This is a genomic window from Bifidobacterium sp. LH_417 (genome assembly GCF_056357035.1).
This window is the reverse complement of sequence record NZ_JBKEVI010000003.1, coordinates 1-16,547: the sequence shown is the minus strand read 5'-3', so window position 1 is coordinate 16,547 and position 16,547 is coordinate 1. Positions and strand designations below refer to the sequence as shown.

At 61.9% G+C, this 16,547-nt stretch carries 17 protein-coding genes and 1 pseudogene; 3 read left to right on the top strand and 15 right to left on the bottom strand.

Features of this window, described 5'->3' with window-relative positions:
• Positions 1-354: 354 nt before the first annotated feature.
• From AC1AYR_RS03050 to AC1AYR_RS03020, 7 genes are all read right to left on the bottom strand, one after another.
• Positions 355-666 carry a DUF2442 domain-containing protein gene (locus tag AC1AYR_RS03050; RefSeq protein ID WP_476511471.1) on the bottom strand — a complete coding sequence of 104 codons (312 nt, stop codon included), beginning with the start codon at positions 664-666 and terminating at the stop codon, positions 355-357.
• 89 nt (positions 667-755) lie between these two features.
• Entirely contained in the window at positions 756-950 is a 195-nt protein-coding gene (locus AC1AYR_RS03045; protein WP_476511472.1) for a DUF4160 domain-containing protein, read from the bottom strand.
• A 71-nt stretch (positions 951-1,021) separates the two neighbouring features.
• Entirely contained in the window at positions 1,022-2,299 is a 1,278-nt protein-coding gene (locus AC1AYR_RS03040; RefSeq protein WP_476511473.1) for an ISL3 family transposase, read from the bottom strand.
• 319 nt (positions 2,300-2,618) lie between these two features.
• Positions 2,619-3,098 carry a flavodoxin gene (locus AC1AYR_RS03035; protein ID WP_476511474.1) on the bottom strand — a complete coding sequence of 160 codons (480 nt, stop codon included), beginning with the start codon at positions 3,096-3,098 and terminating at the stop codon, positions 2,619-2,621.
• A gap of 77 nt (positions 3,099-3,175) precedes the next feature.
• On the bottom strand, positions 3,176-3,574 hold the full coding sequence (locus AC1AYR_RS03030; protein ID WP_476511475.1) for a cupin domain-containing protein: 399 nt from the start codon (positions 3,572-3,574) through the stop codon (positions 3,176-3,178).
• A gap of 125 nt (positions 3,575-3,699) precedes the next feature.
• Positions 3,700-5,010, bottom strand: coding sequence for a ferric reductase-like transmembrane domain-containing protein (locus AC1AYR_RS03025; RefSeq protein WP_476511476.1), 1,311 nt, complete (start codon positions 5,008-5,010; stop codon positions 3,700-3,702).
• A 47-nt stretch (positions 5,011-5,057) separates the two neighbouring features.
• A complete protein-coding gene (locus tag AC1AYR_RS03020; protein WP_476511477.1) occupies positions 5,058-5,681 on the bottom strand; it encodes a flavodoxin in 624 nt (207 codons plus the stop codon).
• Between the two features lie 477 nt (positions 5,682-6,158).
• Between AC1AYR_RS03020 and AC1AYR_RS03015 the strand changes: the two genes are divergently transcribed.
• A complete protein-coding gene (locus AC1AYR_RS03015; RefSeq protein WP_476511478.1) occupies positions 6,159-7,205 on the top strand; it encodes a helix-turn-helix transcriptional regulator in 1,047 nt (348 codons plus the stop codon).
• Positions 7,206-7,221: 16 nt separating this feature from the next.
• On the opposite strand, the gene AC1AYR_RS03010 is transcribed toward AC1AYR_RS03015, so the two are convergent.
• The 3 genes from AC1AYR_RS03010 to AC1AYR_RS03000 form a co-directional block, all read right to left on the bottom strand.
• Positions 7,222-7,866: a hypothetical protein gene (locus AC1AYR_RS03010; RefSeq protein WP_476511479.1), complete on the bottom strand. Its 645-nt coding sequence runs from the start codon at positions 7,864-7,866 to the stop codon at positions 7,222-7,224.
• Between the two features lie 412 nt (positions 7,867-8,278).
• Positions 8,279-8,965, bottom strand: coding sequence for an aldo/keto reductase (locus AC1AYR_RS03005; RefSeq protein WP_476511480.1), 687 nt, complete (start codon positions 8,963-8,965; stop codon positions 8,279-8,281).
• A 104-nt stretch (positions 8,966-9,069) separates the two neighbouring features.
• Positions 9,070-10,608, bottom strand: coding sequence for an MFS transporter (locus AC1AYR_RS03000; RefSeq protein WP_476511481.1), 1,539 nt, complete (start codon positions 10,606-10,608; stop codon positions 9,070-9,072).
• A 138-nt stretch (positions 10,609-10,746) separates the two neighbouring features.
• Between AC1AYR_RS03000 and AC1AYR_RS02995 the strand changes: the two genes are divergently transcribed.
• Entirely contained in the window at positions 10,747-11,346 is a 600-nt protein-coding gene (locus AC1AYR_RS02995; protein ID WP_476511482.1) for a helix-turn-helix domain-containing protein, read from the top strand.
• Between the two features lie 112 nt (positions 11,347-11,458).
• Here AC1AYR_RS02995 and AC1AYR_RS02990 read toward each other — a convergent pair whose 3' ends face one another.
• From AC1AYR_RS02990 to AC1AYR_RS02970, 5 genes and pseudogenes are all read right to left on the bottom strand, one after another.
• On the bottom strand, positions 11,459-11,605 hold the full coding sequence (locus tag AC1AYR_RS02990; protein ID WP_476511493.1) for a hypothetical protein: 147 nt from the start codon (positions 11,603-11,605) through the stop codon (positions 11,459-11,461).
• A 29-nt stretch (positions 11,606-11,634) separates the two neighbouring features.
• Positions 11,635-11,910 (bottom strand): hypothetical protein, encoded by a 276-nt coding sequence (locus tag AC1AYR_RS02985; RefSeq protein ID WP_476511483.1) that lies wholly within the window; start codon positions 11,908-11,910, stop codon positions 11,635-11,637.
• A 554-nt stretch (positions 11,911-12,464) separates the two neighbouring features.
• Positions 12,465-12,635: pseudogene (locus tag AC1AYR_RS02980) on the bottom strand (MFS transporter); the annotation flags it as partial.
• Positions 12,636-12,748: 113 nt separating this feature from the next.
• Positions 12,749-14,050, bottom strand: a complete 1,302-nt coding sequence (locus AC1AYR_RS02975; protein ID WP_476511484.1) for an MFS transporter — start codon at positions 14,048-14,050, stop codon at positions 12,749-12,751.
• A 143-nt stretch (positions 14,051-14,193) separates the two neighbouring features.
• On the bottom strand, positions 14,194-14,859 hold the full coding sequence (locus AC1AYR_RS02970) for a TetR/AcrR family transcriptional regulator (protein WP_476511485.1): 666 nt from the start codon (positions 14,857-14,859) through the stop codon (positions 14,194-14,196).
• A gap of 176 nt (positions 14,860-15,035) precedes the next feature.
• Here AC1AYR_RS02970 and AC1AYR_RS02965 point away from each other — a divergent pair, with 176 nt between their 5' ends.
• Positions 15,036-16,277 (top strand): Fic family protein, encoded by a 1,242-nt coding sequence (locus AC1AYR_RS02965; protein WP_476511486.1) that lies wholly within the window; start codon positions 15,036-15,038, stop codon positions 16,275-16,277.
• Positions 16,278-16,547 lie beyond the last annotated feature (270 nt).

Sequence of the window (16,547 nt, the reverse complement as noted above, 5' to 3'; positions counted from 1 at the left end):
GAGGATCGCACCGTCTAATCGGCAGCGACATGTTTGGCATGGTGTCCGATTCTTTGCGAAGCGACGGGGCCGGGCACCATCGGGTCAACGGTACCTGAGCCCGAAAAGAAGGAAGCGGTGCCCAGTGTTTTGCGCACTTTGGTTCTCGCCCGGGGTGATGATCAGTTTGCTGCCGCCACGGCCGTAACCACGCCGGCGCCTGCCGCATCGGGGAGCATCTAAGCATGCCCCCTATGCGGGCGCACCTGAACCTCGAACACGGTTCGAGACGCAACGGCGAGGCAACGATCCGCACGTCCTCGGCAGGCGTTCGTCGATGACGTATACATTCTCGGCGCAGCCGCTGCACACGGTTCAGGCCGAGACGAGTTCCCCGTGGGGCGAGTATTCGTACGAATGGTCGTACAGGTACGAGGGCGAAATGTCGATGTCGCCGTCGCACCAGGTCAGGACGCCATGGTCGATGCGGAAGCCTTCGAACGTCCGCTCGTCACGCAACGGGGCGAAGGCCGGCATGTCGTCGTACATCTCGGTGAAGTCGCACAACCGCGTCTCCCCGGTGGAGAACGTCACCAGCATGATGTGGTCGCCAGTGACGCGGGCCGACCGGACCTCCAACTCCCGGACCGGCTCATCGGCATACAGAATCCCGTTCCTCTCGAACACGCGAAGCTCCTTTCCCTTACGAAAGCGGCTTGATACGGTCGAACGGACGACCGGACACGGCCTCGTTCCACGCCTTGTATAGCTCATCCTCATGCAACACAAGCCACGCGGCCACCAGGCTTGTACTGCTTCGCCGGCAACGAACCAGCCAGCAGCCCCCCATCGATGCTGATGGACGCCTTGAAGTCACCGTAGTACACGTGGACATGCGGCTTATGATGCTCGCTCTCATCCTGGTACATCATGCGAACAATGATTCCGAAGAACCTACTCAACTCCGGCATACCCCGCCTCCAAACCTTCCACGCATACGACAGCACCCTGCCTCAAGTGAGGCTTCTGCTGTTTTCGTGGGTTAGGTTTTTGGTTGGGGTAGGCGTATGTCGAGTCCTCCGCATCGGAGCATGATCAGGGCGATGAGGTTGTTCACGTGGCGGAAGCCGTAGGCCATGCGGATGGTGACCTTGATCCTGTTGTTGAACGCCTCGAGCCTCGCGTTCGAATAGCCCAACTCGATCGTGTGTAGGATGTCGGGTCGGCGTCTTCTGATCTTCTTCGAGAGTTCGACGATCTCGGGGATGCGGCTGTGGGACGCCCAGAACACCCAGTGGTTCAGCTCTCCCCTGGCCTGGTCGAGCGGGTGCTTGAGCAGTGTCCGGAGGAGTTCCTTGAGCTGCCATGAACGGTAGAGCTGTCCTTTGGGGTCTGTGTTCCGCAGGCCTTCGAACGCCTCCTCCTGCCTGTCGGTCAGCCGGTCGGGGTTCTTCAGGACCGCGTATTTGACGCCGCGCATGCGTCTGGTCGCCTCGTCGTCCCCGTCATGCCGCGCCTGGTTCCACAGGCGCTTCCTGACTTTATCGAGCGCCCCGGTCATCCAGGAGACGATGTGGAACCCGTCCAATACGCGCTCGGCGTTCGGGCAGTGCTCATGCACGCATGAGTCGATCCACCTGGCCCCGTCGCCGGTGACGACCCTGATCGACGCCTTCTGCTCGTCGGTCAGCTGCCGGAAGAACATGTCGAACACGTCCCTGCCGTACCCGTCGTGCGCCCATATCACCCGATGCCGTTCGTGGTCGACGACGACGGTGATGTACGTGTGGCCTTTGCGGTAGCTGGTCTCGTCCACGCCGACCGCGTGCAGGCCGTCGAACGGCGACGGCATCGACGCCCTGAGACGCCCGGCGACGCGGCGGGCGATGTCGCCGGCCGTCCTCCACGCCACGTGCAGGAAGCCGCTCACGGTCCTCTGGTTCGCGACCGTCATCAGCCACGCGCACTCCGCCTCGAAATCCCGGGTGAACCGGCTGCCCGGCTCCGCCCAAGGCACCTGGGCGACCACGACCCCGCATTCCGGGCAGTCCACGCGGGGCATCGCCGACACCAGTTCGACCCTGAAGCAGCCGAAGTCCTGACCACGCCAGCGACGTACGCCGCCGCCTTGGTCGTAGCCGTGCCGGCGTCCGCCGCACCGGGAGCATCGGAGCATGCCCCTGCGTGGGCGTACCCGGATCTCGAGCACGGGTTCGGGACGCAGCGGCGAGTCCGTGATTCTCGCGTCCTCGACCACCGCGCCTTTGACGTTCAGCAATCTGGTGAATAAGCTTTTGCTCAGGCGTTCTTCGTGATTCATTTCTTTGGTCGGAAAACAGAATACGCGGGAACGCCCCTTACACTTACGGAATCAACGGCCCGACGACGAACCGACACCCACGAAAACAGCAATAGCGCCCCTCAAGTATATTCCCGGAACAAATCAGCTGACTTCGCCATCGAATGCGTGATCAAAATAGTGCTGTTGCCGTTTTCATGGGGCGAGGTTCGTCGTTGGACCGGACCGTTGTGGGAGCGAGCGAAGAGCGCTTGTGGGCAGGATGTCACGCCTGATGAACGGCAATCAATCGCAGCTTGGCTCGGCTGGGGAGGAACGACACAACCGAGCCAAGCCACGGTCACGCGGCCACTGATTCGGCCCACTTGGCGAGCTTGGCCTCGCTTTCGTTGGCGCCGATGCGGCGGCCGTCCCCCCAGTGCGCGGCGGGCGCGGAGTCGTGCAGCTGCACGCCGTCGGCGCCGCGGGTGCTGGAACCGGACGTGGCGAACGTCACGATGGTCTTGCCGGCCCAATCAGCGCCCTCCAGGAACGTGCGCACCACGCGCGGCGCGGTCTCCCACCACAGCGGGTAGCCGACGAACACCACGTCGTACGGTGCGACGTCGACCGGCGTGGCCAGAGCGGGGCGCATGCCGCGGTCGCGATGCTCGACGCTGGAACGGCTGTTCGCGTCGCGCCAGTCGAGGTCGGCCGCGGTGTACGGCTCGGCCGGTTCGATCTCCTTCAGGTCGGCGCCGATCGCGTGCGCAAGACGTTCGGCGACGCCGCGCGTGGTGCCGGTGGCGGAGAAATACGTGACCAGAATACGATTACCCATGATGAATCTCCTTACGGTGTTTCCCTATACATGTGCATGATTCGCCGCCGGATGGGCCGACGGCGAATCGGGACGGTTCAGGCGAGGCTGCGGTACTGTTCCTCGTCGACCGGTTCGAGCCATTCGTTCGACGCGCCCTCCTTCTTGGGCATGACGGCGATGTGCGCGAACGCCTCGTTCGGGGAGGCGCCATGCCAGTGCTTGGTCTCCGGCGGGATGTACGCCACATCGCCGGGCTTGAGCTCGACCGGCTCCTGGCCTTCGATCTGGTAGTAGCCGCGGCCGCCCACGGCGATGAGGATCTGGCACACGCCGTGGTGGATGTGCCAGTGGTTGGTGCAGCCCGGCTCGAAAGTCACGTTCGCGACGTTGACCTGGTCGTCGCCGGCAAGGGGCGCGAGGTAGCTCTGGCCCTCGAAGTACTGCGCGTACGCGTCGTTCGGGTTCCCCATCGGGAATGCGCTCGGATTATCCATGACGTTGCCGTCCTTTCATAGGTTCTTTGTTTTCTCCCATTAGACATCCGGCCGCCGGCCGTGTCCAATGCCTCGCATCCGCGTCACCGTCATGCCCTTGGAGCATGGCGGCGGCGCCCCGACGTCTACCATGCGAACGGCTCGTAACAGACGTCCTCGGCGCTCACGCCGGACGCGCGCAGCATGCGACGGACGGCGCGGGTCATGCCGGACGGCCCCGCGATGAGATACACGGCGTCCGGCACTACGGCCCGTCGCAGCTCCTCGTCCGTGAATCTGCCGACATTCAGCGCCAGCCGGTTGCCGGGGCGATGGCTCCACTCCTCAAGCTCGCTCCGACACAACAGGCCGGACGCGTCGTGCGCGCAGTACATGACGTGGACCGGGCGTTGACCGTCGCCGTAGCGGAAGACGACCGGCAGCAGCGGGGTGATGCCGATGCCTCCGGCGAACACGACGATCGGACGGCGCTCATTCACCGCTCCCCCATCGCCCCGCTCGTCGAGGAACCGCCGGTACCGGCCGAACGGCGCGAGCACGCCGACCCGCACGCCGGAAGCCGCCACGGACGGCAGCCGTCTGGTGAAATCGCCATCCCCGCGGATCAGGAAGACGGCGAGATCGTCATCGTTGGGCATGTTGGCCATGGAGAACGGGTGGTATTCCCTCATGCCGGCGATACGGGGGAAACGCAGGAACACGAAATCCCCCTCCTCCCATCGCCTCCCGATGCCGGGCACGCGCACGCGCAGCTCGCACACGTTCGGCGCGACCATGCGGCAGTCCACGACGCGCCCCTGCAGCGCGCCGAACCGTTCCCGCACACGGCTCGCCACATACCATGTCAGCACCGCGATCGTCGCTGAATCGGACAGGACGATAAACGGCGTGACCGTGACGATGTAGCGGATCGCATGGAAATGCGCGCACACAAGCACGACGGACACGAGGATGATCCGATGCAGCCATACGTTGATCTCATGGCGCAGCACGCGTTCCAACCTGCGTTTGAGCCATCCGATCGGCGGGACCGCTTCGGCCACCCAACGCGCCATGAAGACCACCGCCAGCGCCACCACGGCGAACAGCAGCCAGAACGCGATCTCGCCATACGTCTTGGCCGGGCCGAACGTGGGCAGGTCGGCACGGTGCAACGCCGCCAGCGCCAAGGCCAGCATGCCGAGCACGCCGTGCATCATGTAGATGTTCGGCAGCCCGATCAGCCGGTCGAGCCAGCGCGGGCGGCAACTCAGGTACACGGCCTCCAGCATCCACACGTAGGCGATGACGCCCAACGCGATCGGCGTCATGAACGCCGTGCGGTACACCGGACGGATGAACACGGCCATCGTGGCCACGAACGGCGCCGGCACGACGGCGAGCGCGACTGTCCAGGCGCCGGCGAGTCTTGCGGTGATGCGGGTGCTGAATCGCATGGGGATGTGTCCTTTCCGTTTCGTCCGATTCTTGGTCATTGGGTGGGTCACGCTAGGCCGTTGTCGGACAGCCACTTGTTCACGTCGTCGGTGGCGTCGCCGGCGCTGGAGCCGTTGACCTGGAGCGGGTCGAGGATCGTGGCGTTGGGTTCGCGTTCTTTGAGGGAGGAGACGTATTGGTCGCAGGTGGAGCCACCGGAGGTGCAGAATGGTGCGACCACTTTGCCGGATAGGTCGTAGTCGTCGAGGAAGGTGCGGATGATCATTGGTTCCTCGTCCCACCAGATCGGGGTGCCGAGGTAGATTACGTCGTAGTCGTCGATGTTGTCGATGGTCGCGGCGATTTCGGGTCGGGCGTCGTCCTGGTTTTCCTGTTGGGCGACTTCGAGGAGGGTGTCGTAGTCGTCGGTGTAGGGGGTGGCGGGTTCGATGCGGAACGTGTCGGCGCCGGTCTGCTGGGCGATGATGTCGGCGGCGGTTTTCGTGTTGCCGGTTTGGGAGAAGTAGGCGACGAGCTTGTCGCCTTTGGCGGCTTCGGCTATGGTGGCGTCGTCCGCTTGGCTGCGGTGGGTGTTGGAGGAGGATGTGGTGGAGGTTTGCGCGCCTCCTCCGCAGCCTGCGAGCGCGGCGATCAGCGTTAGGGACAGCAGGGAGGTCAGTGTTTTCTTCATGGGGGTTCTCCTTAAGGTAGGTGCATTGGGGGAACACGTACCATTGAAAACGAATTCGCCGTTGTATTCCAATGTTTTCGAGGCAAGGGAGCGCATAGCGTCGGCGTATGGGAGCCGGCCGGCCGCTCCTCTGCGTGGGGGTTCGTTCGATCCGCTATTGCGGACGGCGTTTTGTGTCCAATGCGTCTTTTCGAATGCGGTGTTATGCGCATGCATGCTGCGGCGGGTGGCGGGCGGTCGCGGCAGGTTCGGATCGGAGGCGGGGAGGTTTCTGCCCGTTGTAGTGTCGTGGTTATCATGGAGTGAGTCGCGTTCGTTGTTGTCGCAATGGAAGGGCCGTCGCATGGGAGAGTCTCCGTCGCTTGAGGTGCAGGCGATGCGCATGCTTGCCGCCGATGATCTGACTGATGTGAGCGTGATTCGTGAATCAGAGTCGAACATCGATCTGCTGTAAACCTTTATCCCTAGGAAGTGGGCATGACTCAGGATTCGCCTCGCAATAGAGCCTCTCGCTCGGAGATCGTCATTGGGATTCTCGAGCTGCTCGAAGAGAACACGGATCGCGAGCACGGAATCACGGCCGCGTGGATCGCCGAGCAACTCGGAGTCACCGTGAAAACGGTTCGCGGTCATCTGTATGCGTTGAGACGAATGCAGCCGTTCGGCCGCAGGGTCGACCGGCTGGAATACGGCGACCTCAAGAACGCAGAGTGCGTTGATTCATGCCCCGGCTGGTATATCGAACCGGTCTTCGACACCGCGCAGATGCGCCTGCTCGCCGACGGCGCGGCTCTGTCGCGTTCGGACGGCGAATACCTGCAGGACCTCATCGCCAGAATCTACGCCTTCGCGGGGCGCGCCAGACAACTCAGCCTGCGCGGTCCGCTACTGACCCCCAAACACTACAACCGGGAGTTCCTCAACAACATCGAACGGCTGAACGACGCCATCGCCCACGAGCGGAGCATCCGATTCCATTACTGCACGTACGACGTCACTGGCGAACTCGTCCCCCGCCTGATGCCGGACGGCAGTCCGAAGGAGTACGCGGCCGATCCTTACGATCTGCGCTACAAGAACGAGAAGTACTATCTCATCTGTCATCTGCAGCCGTACGACAATCTCGCGTATCTGCACGTCGAACGCATCCGTAACCTGACCATCGACGACACCGACCACACGCTGCAACGGACGTTCGACAGCTTCACCGACGAGCGCGGCGATCCCATCGACCTTGCGGTTTTCATGGACGAGCGCCCCTACCCCTCACCTGGCGAGGCGATACCCGTGCGATTGCGTGTCGAAGGCAATCTCGAGCCCGTGTTCGACTGGTTCCCCGACGCCAAGGCCACGCAGGTCGGCGACGACACCTATGAGGTGACCGTCAAGGGCACGCCGTGGGCCACGATCTGGTGGGCATTGCAGTACACCACCAGCGGCGTCCATATCACGGTACTGGAACCGCAATCGATCCGGAACGAATTGCGCAGAGCGGGCCACATACTGCTCGACCGATACGAATGATCGGACTGGATGTGGATCACCGGCCGCACCTGCGGACGGCATGGCGAAACAGGTGAGAGAGCCGCATCGCGTCACGCGCGATGTTCAATCCCCGGACGAGGTCCCTCACCCAATTGGGGGTCAGACACAGGACACGGTCGCACGTCCTCGCGACCAAGAAACCTGTCGTGAACGCGGACATGCCGCCCAGCATCCCCAGACGGCATCCGACGCGTTCGACCATCGGATCCCAACCGGCCATCCTGATGCCTGTGCCGTCCGTCAGGACGCATGTCCCGGCACGAAGGTCGATTCTCGCAACGCTCTGTCCACCGATGCGAACCAGGTCATCCAGCAGCGTCATCAGGTCCGTCATCTTCCATTCGTCGTCGTCATAGGAGGTCTCGGCGCAGACGAAGGAGGCCTCCCGATCCTCCTCCATGTAGGCCGGTTCCCACTCGTCTCTTCCCTCGGGCTTGTTCATGCCATATGGGAGGAGCTCAACATGATCTCCAACTTGTTCGGCATCCGCATCCACACCGGTGACGGCGTTCACGAAGGACAGCAGCTGGTACGCCGCAGAGCGAAATTCGGCTCTGCTCAGCTTTTCCAGATAATCATGGTCGAACACGGCGTATGAATCCTCCGTGATGTCGATGCTCCATTCAAGATCGATGCTCATGCCTGGCCTTCCGAGACGCGTACAGGATGTCATCATCAAACATACGAGCGCCTTGATCCGGCAGGTAGTTTTCTACCTGCCGATGAATCCGCACCGTATCGTCCCGGCCACAGCCGAACCGGGAGACCTTGTTCATTGGCATAATCACCGGATGAGCATGGCGAAGGACAGTCGACCGCCTTCACACAGGACACTCAGCAACGCCTGACCCATCGGGATGACGATGACGGAACATACGCACCGTCGCGGCGAAGTCTTGGAGGCGGCCATACTGGACGCTGCATGGGAGCAGTTGTCCACTGCGAGCGCCGACGAGTTCCATCTTCGACAACGTCGCCGCCATGAAACGACATCGCGCCCGGCTCGGCCGGCGTCATCTCATGCAGCGCCGGCCGCAGGAATCGTCGCCTGTTCAGTGGTTGAAGGCCATGACGCCGACGGGCTTGTGCGGCACGTACGGTTCCTCCAGGTAGGCGATCTCCTCGTCGCTGAGTGTCACGTCGAACGCGGCGAGCGCGCCGTCGACGTGATGCGGTTTGGTCATGCCGACCACGGGCGCGGTGACTTTGGCGAGCAGCCAGGCGAGCGAGATGGCGGTCATCGACGTGTCGTGTTTGGCGGCGATTTCGGCCACGCGGTTGACGATCACGTCGTCCTGCGCCGCGGTGGCGTCGTATTTGGAGTGTGCGACCTGGTCCTCGATCAGTCTCTTGGTCGTTTCGGCACCGGGCAGGCGGGATAGTCTTCCGGCGGCGAGCGCACTGTACGGGGTCATGGCGATGTCGTAGAACGTGATGCCGTGTTCGAAGCCGTACTTGATGATCTCGCGCGAGCGGTCCGCGTCGAGGATCCAGGACCTGCCAATAGTGTCGTCATATGCGATTCCATACTGTGCGGGCATGGCACACCGACGGTCCGGCTCCAATGCGCGGTCGCGCTTTCGCCGTGGTTGCGGGCAGCTGGAACCGTCCGGCTGCCAGCCGAAGTTGCGGTATCCGTCGATCGTCATCGACTCATAGTCGCCGCTCACGCGCACGGACGTGTATTCATAGCCGACGAAATCCCGGCCCGTGGTGTCATTTGGTTGCGCAGTCGTCATGATCCGTTCCTTCGTTCATACGACCGAATCGCTGTCGGCCTGGTCGGCATCGTGCTGCTGCTCACGCTCATCCCGCTGTGCATGGGCCTCAAGAACTGATTACGCTAACGCTCGGCCGGAACGACATTTGTTGTCCGTGACATCAGTGCGACCACGACTGCGGTCACTGCGATGATGACTGCGGCGACGGTGAAGCTGCCGAACATCGCGGATTGATATGCGCTGTCGGCCACCTGCCGCAATGTCTCACCCGCCGCACCGCCGATACGGACCGCCTGTTGGACGTCGAGCGCCACCGAACCCGCGGATTGCCAGCTCAGCCCAGATGCGACCGCAAACCCGTGGAATTCCGCCGCGTATCCGCCGCTTTGGATGCTTCCGAACAGGCCCACTCCGATGATGGAGCCGAACTGGCGGAAGACGGTGAGCAGACTGGAGCCGGCACCGAACCGTTCGACCGGCACGCGCCCCATGGCCCAGGTCAGCATCGTCGGCTGCCCTGCGCCGAGACCGAGACCGGCCAATGCCTGACCGGCCATCAACACGCCCAGCCGCACCGCATCGCCGCCCGGGAGGCGCATGGCCGATCCCATCGACAACATGCCACAGGCCAAGCATGCGAGCGCGAGCAGACTCGCGCCGCGCAGGCCGATGCGTGACGCGACCTGGCCATTCACCAAACCACCCGCGATGGAGGCGACGACCAACGGCATCAGCAGCATGCCTCCAAGCAATGGGCCGTGCCGCAGCACCGTCTCCAAGTACGTCGGCAGGATGAAGATGATGCCGTACATCGAGAAATTCAACATCAACAATGCCGGAACGCATGCAGCAAAAGCGGAAGCGCGCATCAGACTGAAATCCGTCAGCGGGTTGCGCGCCCTGCGGTCGTGCAGTATGAATCCGACGATCAGCACGGCGCCGATGGCCAGCAAACCCCATGCCGAAGGTGCCGCCATGCCATGTTGGGCGTTGACCAAACCAGCCGAGAACAGCACGAATCCCGCCGACATCATCCCGACCGACGACCACGGCACATGCAGAGCCTTGCCGGCGTTACGCCGACGAGCCCCGAAACGGTCCGGCACACTCAATCGAATCAGTACGATTACCGCGAGGAACACCACGGCGTCGAATCCGAAGATGCCGCGCCATCCCATCGCCGCGGTCAACGCCCCTCCGACCAATGGTCCGAACGGAATGCCGAGCGTGCCGGCGATCGCCCATGCGCTCATGGCGCGGGACAGCCGGTCTCCTCGAAAGAGGATACTCAGCAACGCTTGTCCCATCGGGATGACGATGCCGGCACCCGCGCCCATCAGCGATCTCGACACCAGCAGCACCGGCACATTCGTGGAGGCAAGACCGATTCCGGAGGCAACGACGAACATAGCCAACCCGATTGTCATCGTCTTCGTATGGCCAAGCCTATCCCCCACGAAGCCGGCCAACAGCACAATCGCGGCGAACGTCAGGTTATAGGAGGAGACGACCCATTGCTGCTCCGCCATACTCGCCGCGAACGAATCGGCGATGTTCGGCAGTGCTACGTTGAACGCGGTCGTGTTGATCATCATCACCATTTCGGCCGCGCACAAACACAGCATCGCACGGCCCGACGCGTGTTCCTCAAACTCACTCATGCCCAAACCCACTTAAGATACTTCTTAGTTTCTTATATTGTCGAGTATCGACTATAGTCACACGACTGTAAGAAACGAACTAGTATCTTCAAGAAGAAGCATGCGAATCGATCGCTGACTTATATACAGGAGATGCATATGCCGGAACGTACGCGCCGCCGCGGCGAAGCCTTGGAAGCGGCCATCCTGGACGCGGCATGGGAGCAGCTGTCGACCGCGAGCGCCGACGAGTTCACCTTCGACAACGTGGCCGCCAGGGCGCATACCAGCAAGCCGGTGCTGTACCGCCGCTGGCCGAACCGCACGGAACTGTTCGTCGCCGCCATGAAACGACATCGCGGCCGGCTCGCCATCGAGCGGCCGGACACCGGCACATTGCGCGGCGACGTCATTTCCGTGCTGCGTCAGCTCAACGACAGACAGTCCGATTCGGTGATGGTGCTGGCGAAGTTCGGCGTGTACGCCAGTTGGCTCGGCGTCAGCGCGCACGAGCTGTACGAACGGACGACGATCAGCGACCAGCCAAGTATCGCTGTGGCCGTCGAGAACGCCCGGAAACGCGGTGAGATCACCTGCGAACTGCCGGCCTCGCTGCTGCGCATGCCCGGCGAGCTCGGGCGTGCGGCCATCCTGCGCGACATGCGACCGCTGTCCGATGGGGACATCGTCGCCACTGTGGACGAACTGTTTCTGCCGTTGGTCGATCACTACGAACAGCAGGCGAGAAAGCGGCCATGATGCCGCGAAAATGCCGTTATGGTGATCCCGAAGCTTCGTGATCACCATAACGGCATGAATGATGTTCACACTGAACCCGTCTGGCGATTCACGCGGATTCGGCGATTATGCATCAGAAGCGGATCAGCGCCTTGATGACCTTGCGCTGGTCCATCGCCTCGTAGGCGTCCTGAATGTGGTCGCCAGTGACGCGGGCAGACCGAACCTCCAACTCCCGGACCGGCTCATCGGCGTACAGAATCCCATTCACCTCGAACATGCAAGACTCCCTGAATCACGCCGAATCGCTCACTTCGCTTTTATCAGACGTTCGTTGCAGATGACGGGCGCGCTCTCCACGGCGGGCCGCAGCGCGTCGAGCTGATCGGCGAGCTTCGCCTCGTCGACCACGGGCAGGTCGAGCAATGCGTGGGCCGCGGCGTGCAGGTACGCGTTCAACGCCTCGATGCGCCCTGGCTCCAGCGGGTAGGCCGGATCGTTTCCCAAGGTCACGTCTAACGCGCGGCGCAACATTTCATGCTGATACGCTCCCATGATGGCCGCGCACCGGTAGAGGAACGTCATGCGCGAATTCGACGGCTGACGCTCGCGCAGCACCTTCGGCGTCCACGCGCCATGTTCCCAGTCCGCGCGCATGTCGTTCTTGTACAAGGACATGCTGTGATCAAACAACGGGGCCGGGCCAAGGATACGACCGGTACGGTTGTCACGCAGAAAACCGTAGTTGTTGGCGTGACGGCTTTCCATAGTTCCAGACTATTGCCCGTATGCCGCCACGCCTTCGGGAACTGGCAGCCGCCCGTCATCCACTCGCTCGACAAGCCGATCGCATGCTTCTCGCTCGACGTATATCCGGTGTACGCGACGATGGCGAGCGTCTCATCCCACGGGTTCTCGTACAGGTTGATATCCGCGAATTTCAGATTCTCACCGTCCCGTTCGACCCAGAACGAATCGTTGACCGACAATCCCTTGCACAGATCGATGATGCCCAACGTGTCCGCAATGTTCAGCCCGGCCTGCGCGAGAATCTGCGCCGCGAACTCGCGGTTCTTCGGAATCATGCGCCGCTCCAGCCACGTCGTAAGCTTCGCGTCGTCCGGCTCCGGCGCCAACGGGAACGGCAGCCCTGCAAGGACGATGGTGTGATAGTTCATGCCTGATGCATTCAGCGCCATGCCTCCGATTAGAGAGCCGACCGCGTCGCCACCATTGAAAGCAATCTGCACAGCGTCGCCACCGATGAGCTCTCCGCCACCTTTGCCCGCTTCGGCCATGAGGAGACGTTCAGCGAAGCGGCCGTTTGTGGCAGAATGCTCATCATCATGAATTCGGCGGCGCCGAGCACGAACGCACCGGCCAACAACACTACACTGTCACGTGCGTCGAAACACCATATCCCTTATTTCGCATCGGCAATCGAAGCCTCCGCCGCCGCGCGGGAGAACCGCCGCGAGACCCGTGCCATCGGCATCGCGCAGACGAGCGCCAGCATGAACGTCGCGGACAGCACGGCGCTTGCGGGCAACGCCCCGTACGCCCATCCGTAGGCGATTTGGCCGAGTGGCTGGGCACACATGCTGGTGGCCAGCGCAAGCGACATGACCTTGCCGGTCAGGCTTTCGGGGCAGCTCATCTGGATCGCCGGAACGCTGATGAGGTTCGACAGGCAGACCGCGACCATCGTGCCGCAGGTGCCTGCGGTGAGCACGACGAGACGAACCCACCTGTCGACGGGCATGCTCATCGCCACTGCCTGAGGCAGGATCGTGCACGCGAAGGCGACGATCGTCGCGGGAAACCACTTCATGGAAAGCCTGTCGGCCACGCGCCCGCCCGCCAGCGCCCCCAACAGGCCGGATACGCCGATCAGCGCGTAGACGACGCCGTACGTCGTCGCATCGAAGCCGAGCGTCGTGCGGACCGTGTAGGGGAAGCCGACCTCGGCGTATCCCGTGATCAGAAAGTTGAGCACGGCGCAGAAGAGCAGCAGCTGGAAGACGTGGACGCGTTCGCGGGTGAGGAACCGGGCGGCGGTTTTCAGATCGTCGAGCGGCGAGGAATGGTCGGAGCCGTCGCGCTCGGGGCGTTCGAGGCGAATGAAGCATTCCACCGTCGCGGCGATGGCGAATCCGACCACGGCGATGATCATCATGGGCGCGGCTCCCACAAGCGCGTACAACACGCCGCCAAGCAGGGCGGGGACGAGCGTGCCCGCCTGATTCACCATGTTGACCGTTGCCATCGCCCGACGCATCACGTCCTCGCCGTGCTGTCGGAACATCTGCGGGAGCGCGGCCTGCACAGTGGGAGTCTCCAGCGCGTCGAGCACGGCGAGCGTCACCTGCATGACCGCGATCGCCGCGAGGTTGAATCCCAGGATCGAGAACGCTACTGCGCATACGAGCACGACCGCGGCCGATAGCGCGTCGAGTGCGACCATGATGGTCCTTCGGTTCATGCGATCGGCGAGCACGCCTCCGAACGGGGTGAGCACGATGGTCGGGATGACGGACGCGGTGAGGATGGACGCGAACGCCGCGGCCGATCCGGTTTCGTCGAGCACCCACATGGACATTGCGAAGCGGAGCATGAGATTGCCGAACAACGATATGCCCAGTCCGGCGATGAGCAACGCGAAATCGCGCGTACGCAAGGGGTCGGCGGCCGCCGCAGGATTGGCTGGATAAACACGTGTTGTCATGATTGGACTCTCCTGTTGCTGATTGTTGGTTGTTGATGTGTCGGAGTATCTTTTCATTCCGACCGTCGGTATGATTCCGAACGACAATTGCACCGCCGGTTACGGCGACGCAACACTGCCAGAACAACGACGAGACGGGACTGCTACGCCGCGGAGCCACTCCCTTGCGACGCAAGGGCCACGAGTCCGTCGACGGCCTGCTCCGCCGCGTCGCCGTCGAACAGATGCACGTCGATGGCATCGAGCATGGCGGACAGGCATCGCACGCGGCTCTCCATCTCCGGGCGCGATGCGGGATAGAAGCACGGCAGGAGCCAGTAGTTGCACAACAGCGCGATCAGCTGCGCCGCCTGCATGGGGTAGGCGGTGGGGATCGAACCGTCCTGCATGCCCTCTTCAAGCAGTGGAAGCAAGGACGTCGGCAGTTCCGAGGACCAGAACCGCATGCTGGCGGTGAAGGACGCGGGGTCGTCGAGCGTCGGCAGCTGCGAGCGTACGAGGTCCAGGTGTCCCGCGTCCCGTACCGAGGACAGTACGAGCGTCCGCAGTTTTTCAAGCGCGTTCAGATTCCGCCGTTCGAGCAGTTCGTCGCGCAGACGGACGCTTTCGGACCATTCATCGGCGTTCAGCCGTTGCAGAATCGCGTCCTTGGATTTGAAATGATGGTAGATGGCTCCCTTTGACAGATCGCCCAGCGCGTTCACGATGTCCTGGATGGACGTCCTCTCGTAACCCTTCTCGACGAACAGCGACCGGGCTGCGGCGAGGATGCGCCGTTCGGTCTCTTCGGGATGTGCATTTCGTGCCATGCCACGCCTCCTTCCTGTGTCGACACGTTTCTCCGTGTCGAGCACATACTATACATACCGCCGGTCGGTATGTCAAAATATACCGTCAAACACAACTGTCAAGACGCAAGTCTGAATGTGCTCCTATGTTATAGTCTCTATAATCTAGGCGCATTCAATAAAGGCAGGTCACTTTCATGAGCATGAAATATAGAAGTTTGGCACGCATATTTCACGCCGACAGGACGAATGACTCGTACAACAACCACGAACGACTCGCACGGCAACGGCTCGAAGCCGAATCCACATTCCGCACCGGCGTCATCACCCCGCTGGGGGAGCTATTCAGCGCCACGCCCCGGGAGACGACCATGCTCACGGAGCATATACTCCTCGCCGAACGACGTGTATCAAGGCTATGGAACCAGATACCCGGCGTGATGAGGTGGGATTGGATTCGGCATTCCATCAGCGAGGAACTGTTCGCCACCAATGAGATGGAAGGCGTGCGCAGCACGCGCAAGGAGACCGAGCATGCAGTCGCGGCCGCGGAACGGTCGATGAAGGAAGGGGATGATTCCACGGCGAGATTCAGCGAATTCGCGAAACTGTACCTGAATCTTACCGACAAGGACTCCTCGCTTCCCGCCAGGATAGCCGATATACGCGCCATCTACGACAAAGTGGCATTGAATGAGGTCGAAGAATCGTACAGGCCGGATGGCGAACTCTTCCGGAAAGACGACGTGGAGGTGCTCGGCCCGCATGGACTGCCGATACATAACGGCGTCAAAGGCGAGGGGAACATCAGCGCGCTGCTTGCCGACATGATTCATCTGGCGGAATCGGAATCGATTCCACGTCTGCAGGCCGCGATCATGTCGCATTTCCTGTTCGAATACGTGCACCCGTTCTATGACGGCAATGGACGGACGGGACGATATCTGCTGGCGCTCTACCTGAATCACGATCTGACCATGCCGACCGTGCTCTCACTGTCCAGAACCATAGCCGAGAACAAGAACGCCTACTACAAGGCATTCACCGAAGCGGAGGACACGTTGAACTGCGGTGAACTCACGTTCTTCGTGAACACGATACTCGGCTTCATCCAACAAGCCCAGGACAAGCTGGTCGACGAGCTCGGCGAAAAGGTGGATCGACTCGTCAAAGGCGGCGACATCTGCAAACGAATTGCCGAAGAGCGCAGACTCTCCAGCCATGCCTTCGACTTGCTGTGCTCCATCATGCAGGAGGAGCTGTTCGACTCGACGAAATACGTCTCATTGGACGACGCCGCGCATCATCTCGAACTGTCCAAGCAGAGTGCACGGAAATACATCGGCGAACTGCTGGATACCGGACTCGTTGTCAGAATCGGCACGCGACCGATGAAAGTGCGGGCTTCCGAGCGGCTGAGAAAGACTCTCGCCATATAACGCGCCGACCATGCGGACGAACGGTCGGCGCTTAATTGCTCATCAGGACCGCCAAGCGAGTCCGAATTGGTCTTCAGCGCATGGAAGAAAAAGTTGAGGTCTTTGGAATCATGGGATTCCAAAGACCTCAACCCCGTCAACGAATCATTTCTGGCGCTATTGCTGTTTTCGTGGGTGTCGGTTCGTCGTTGAGCCAGTTCGTCGTTGAGCCGTTGATTCCGTAAGCGTAAGGGGCGTTCCCGCGTATTCTGTTTTCCGACCAAAGAAATG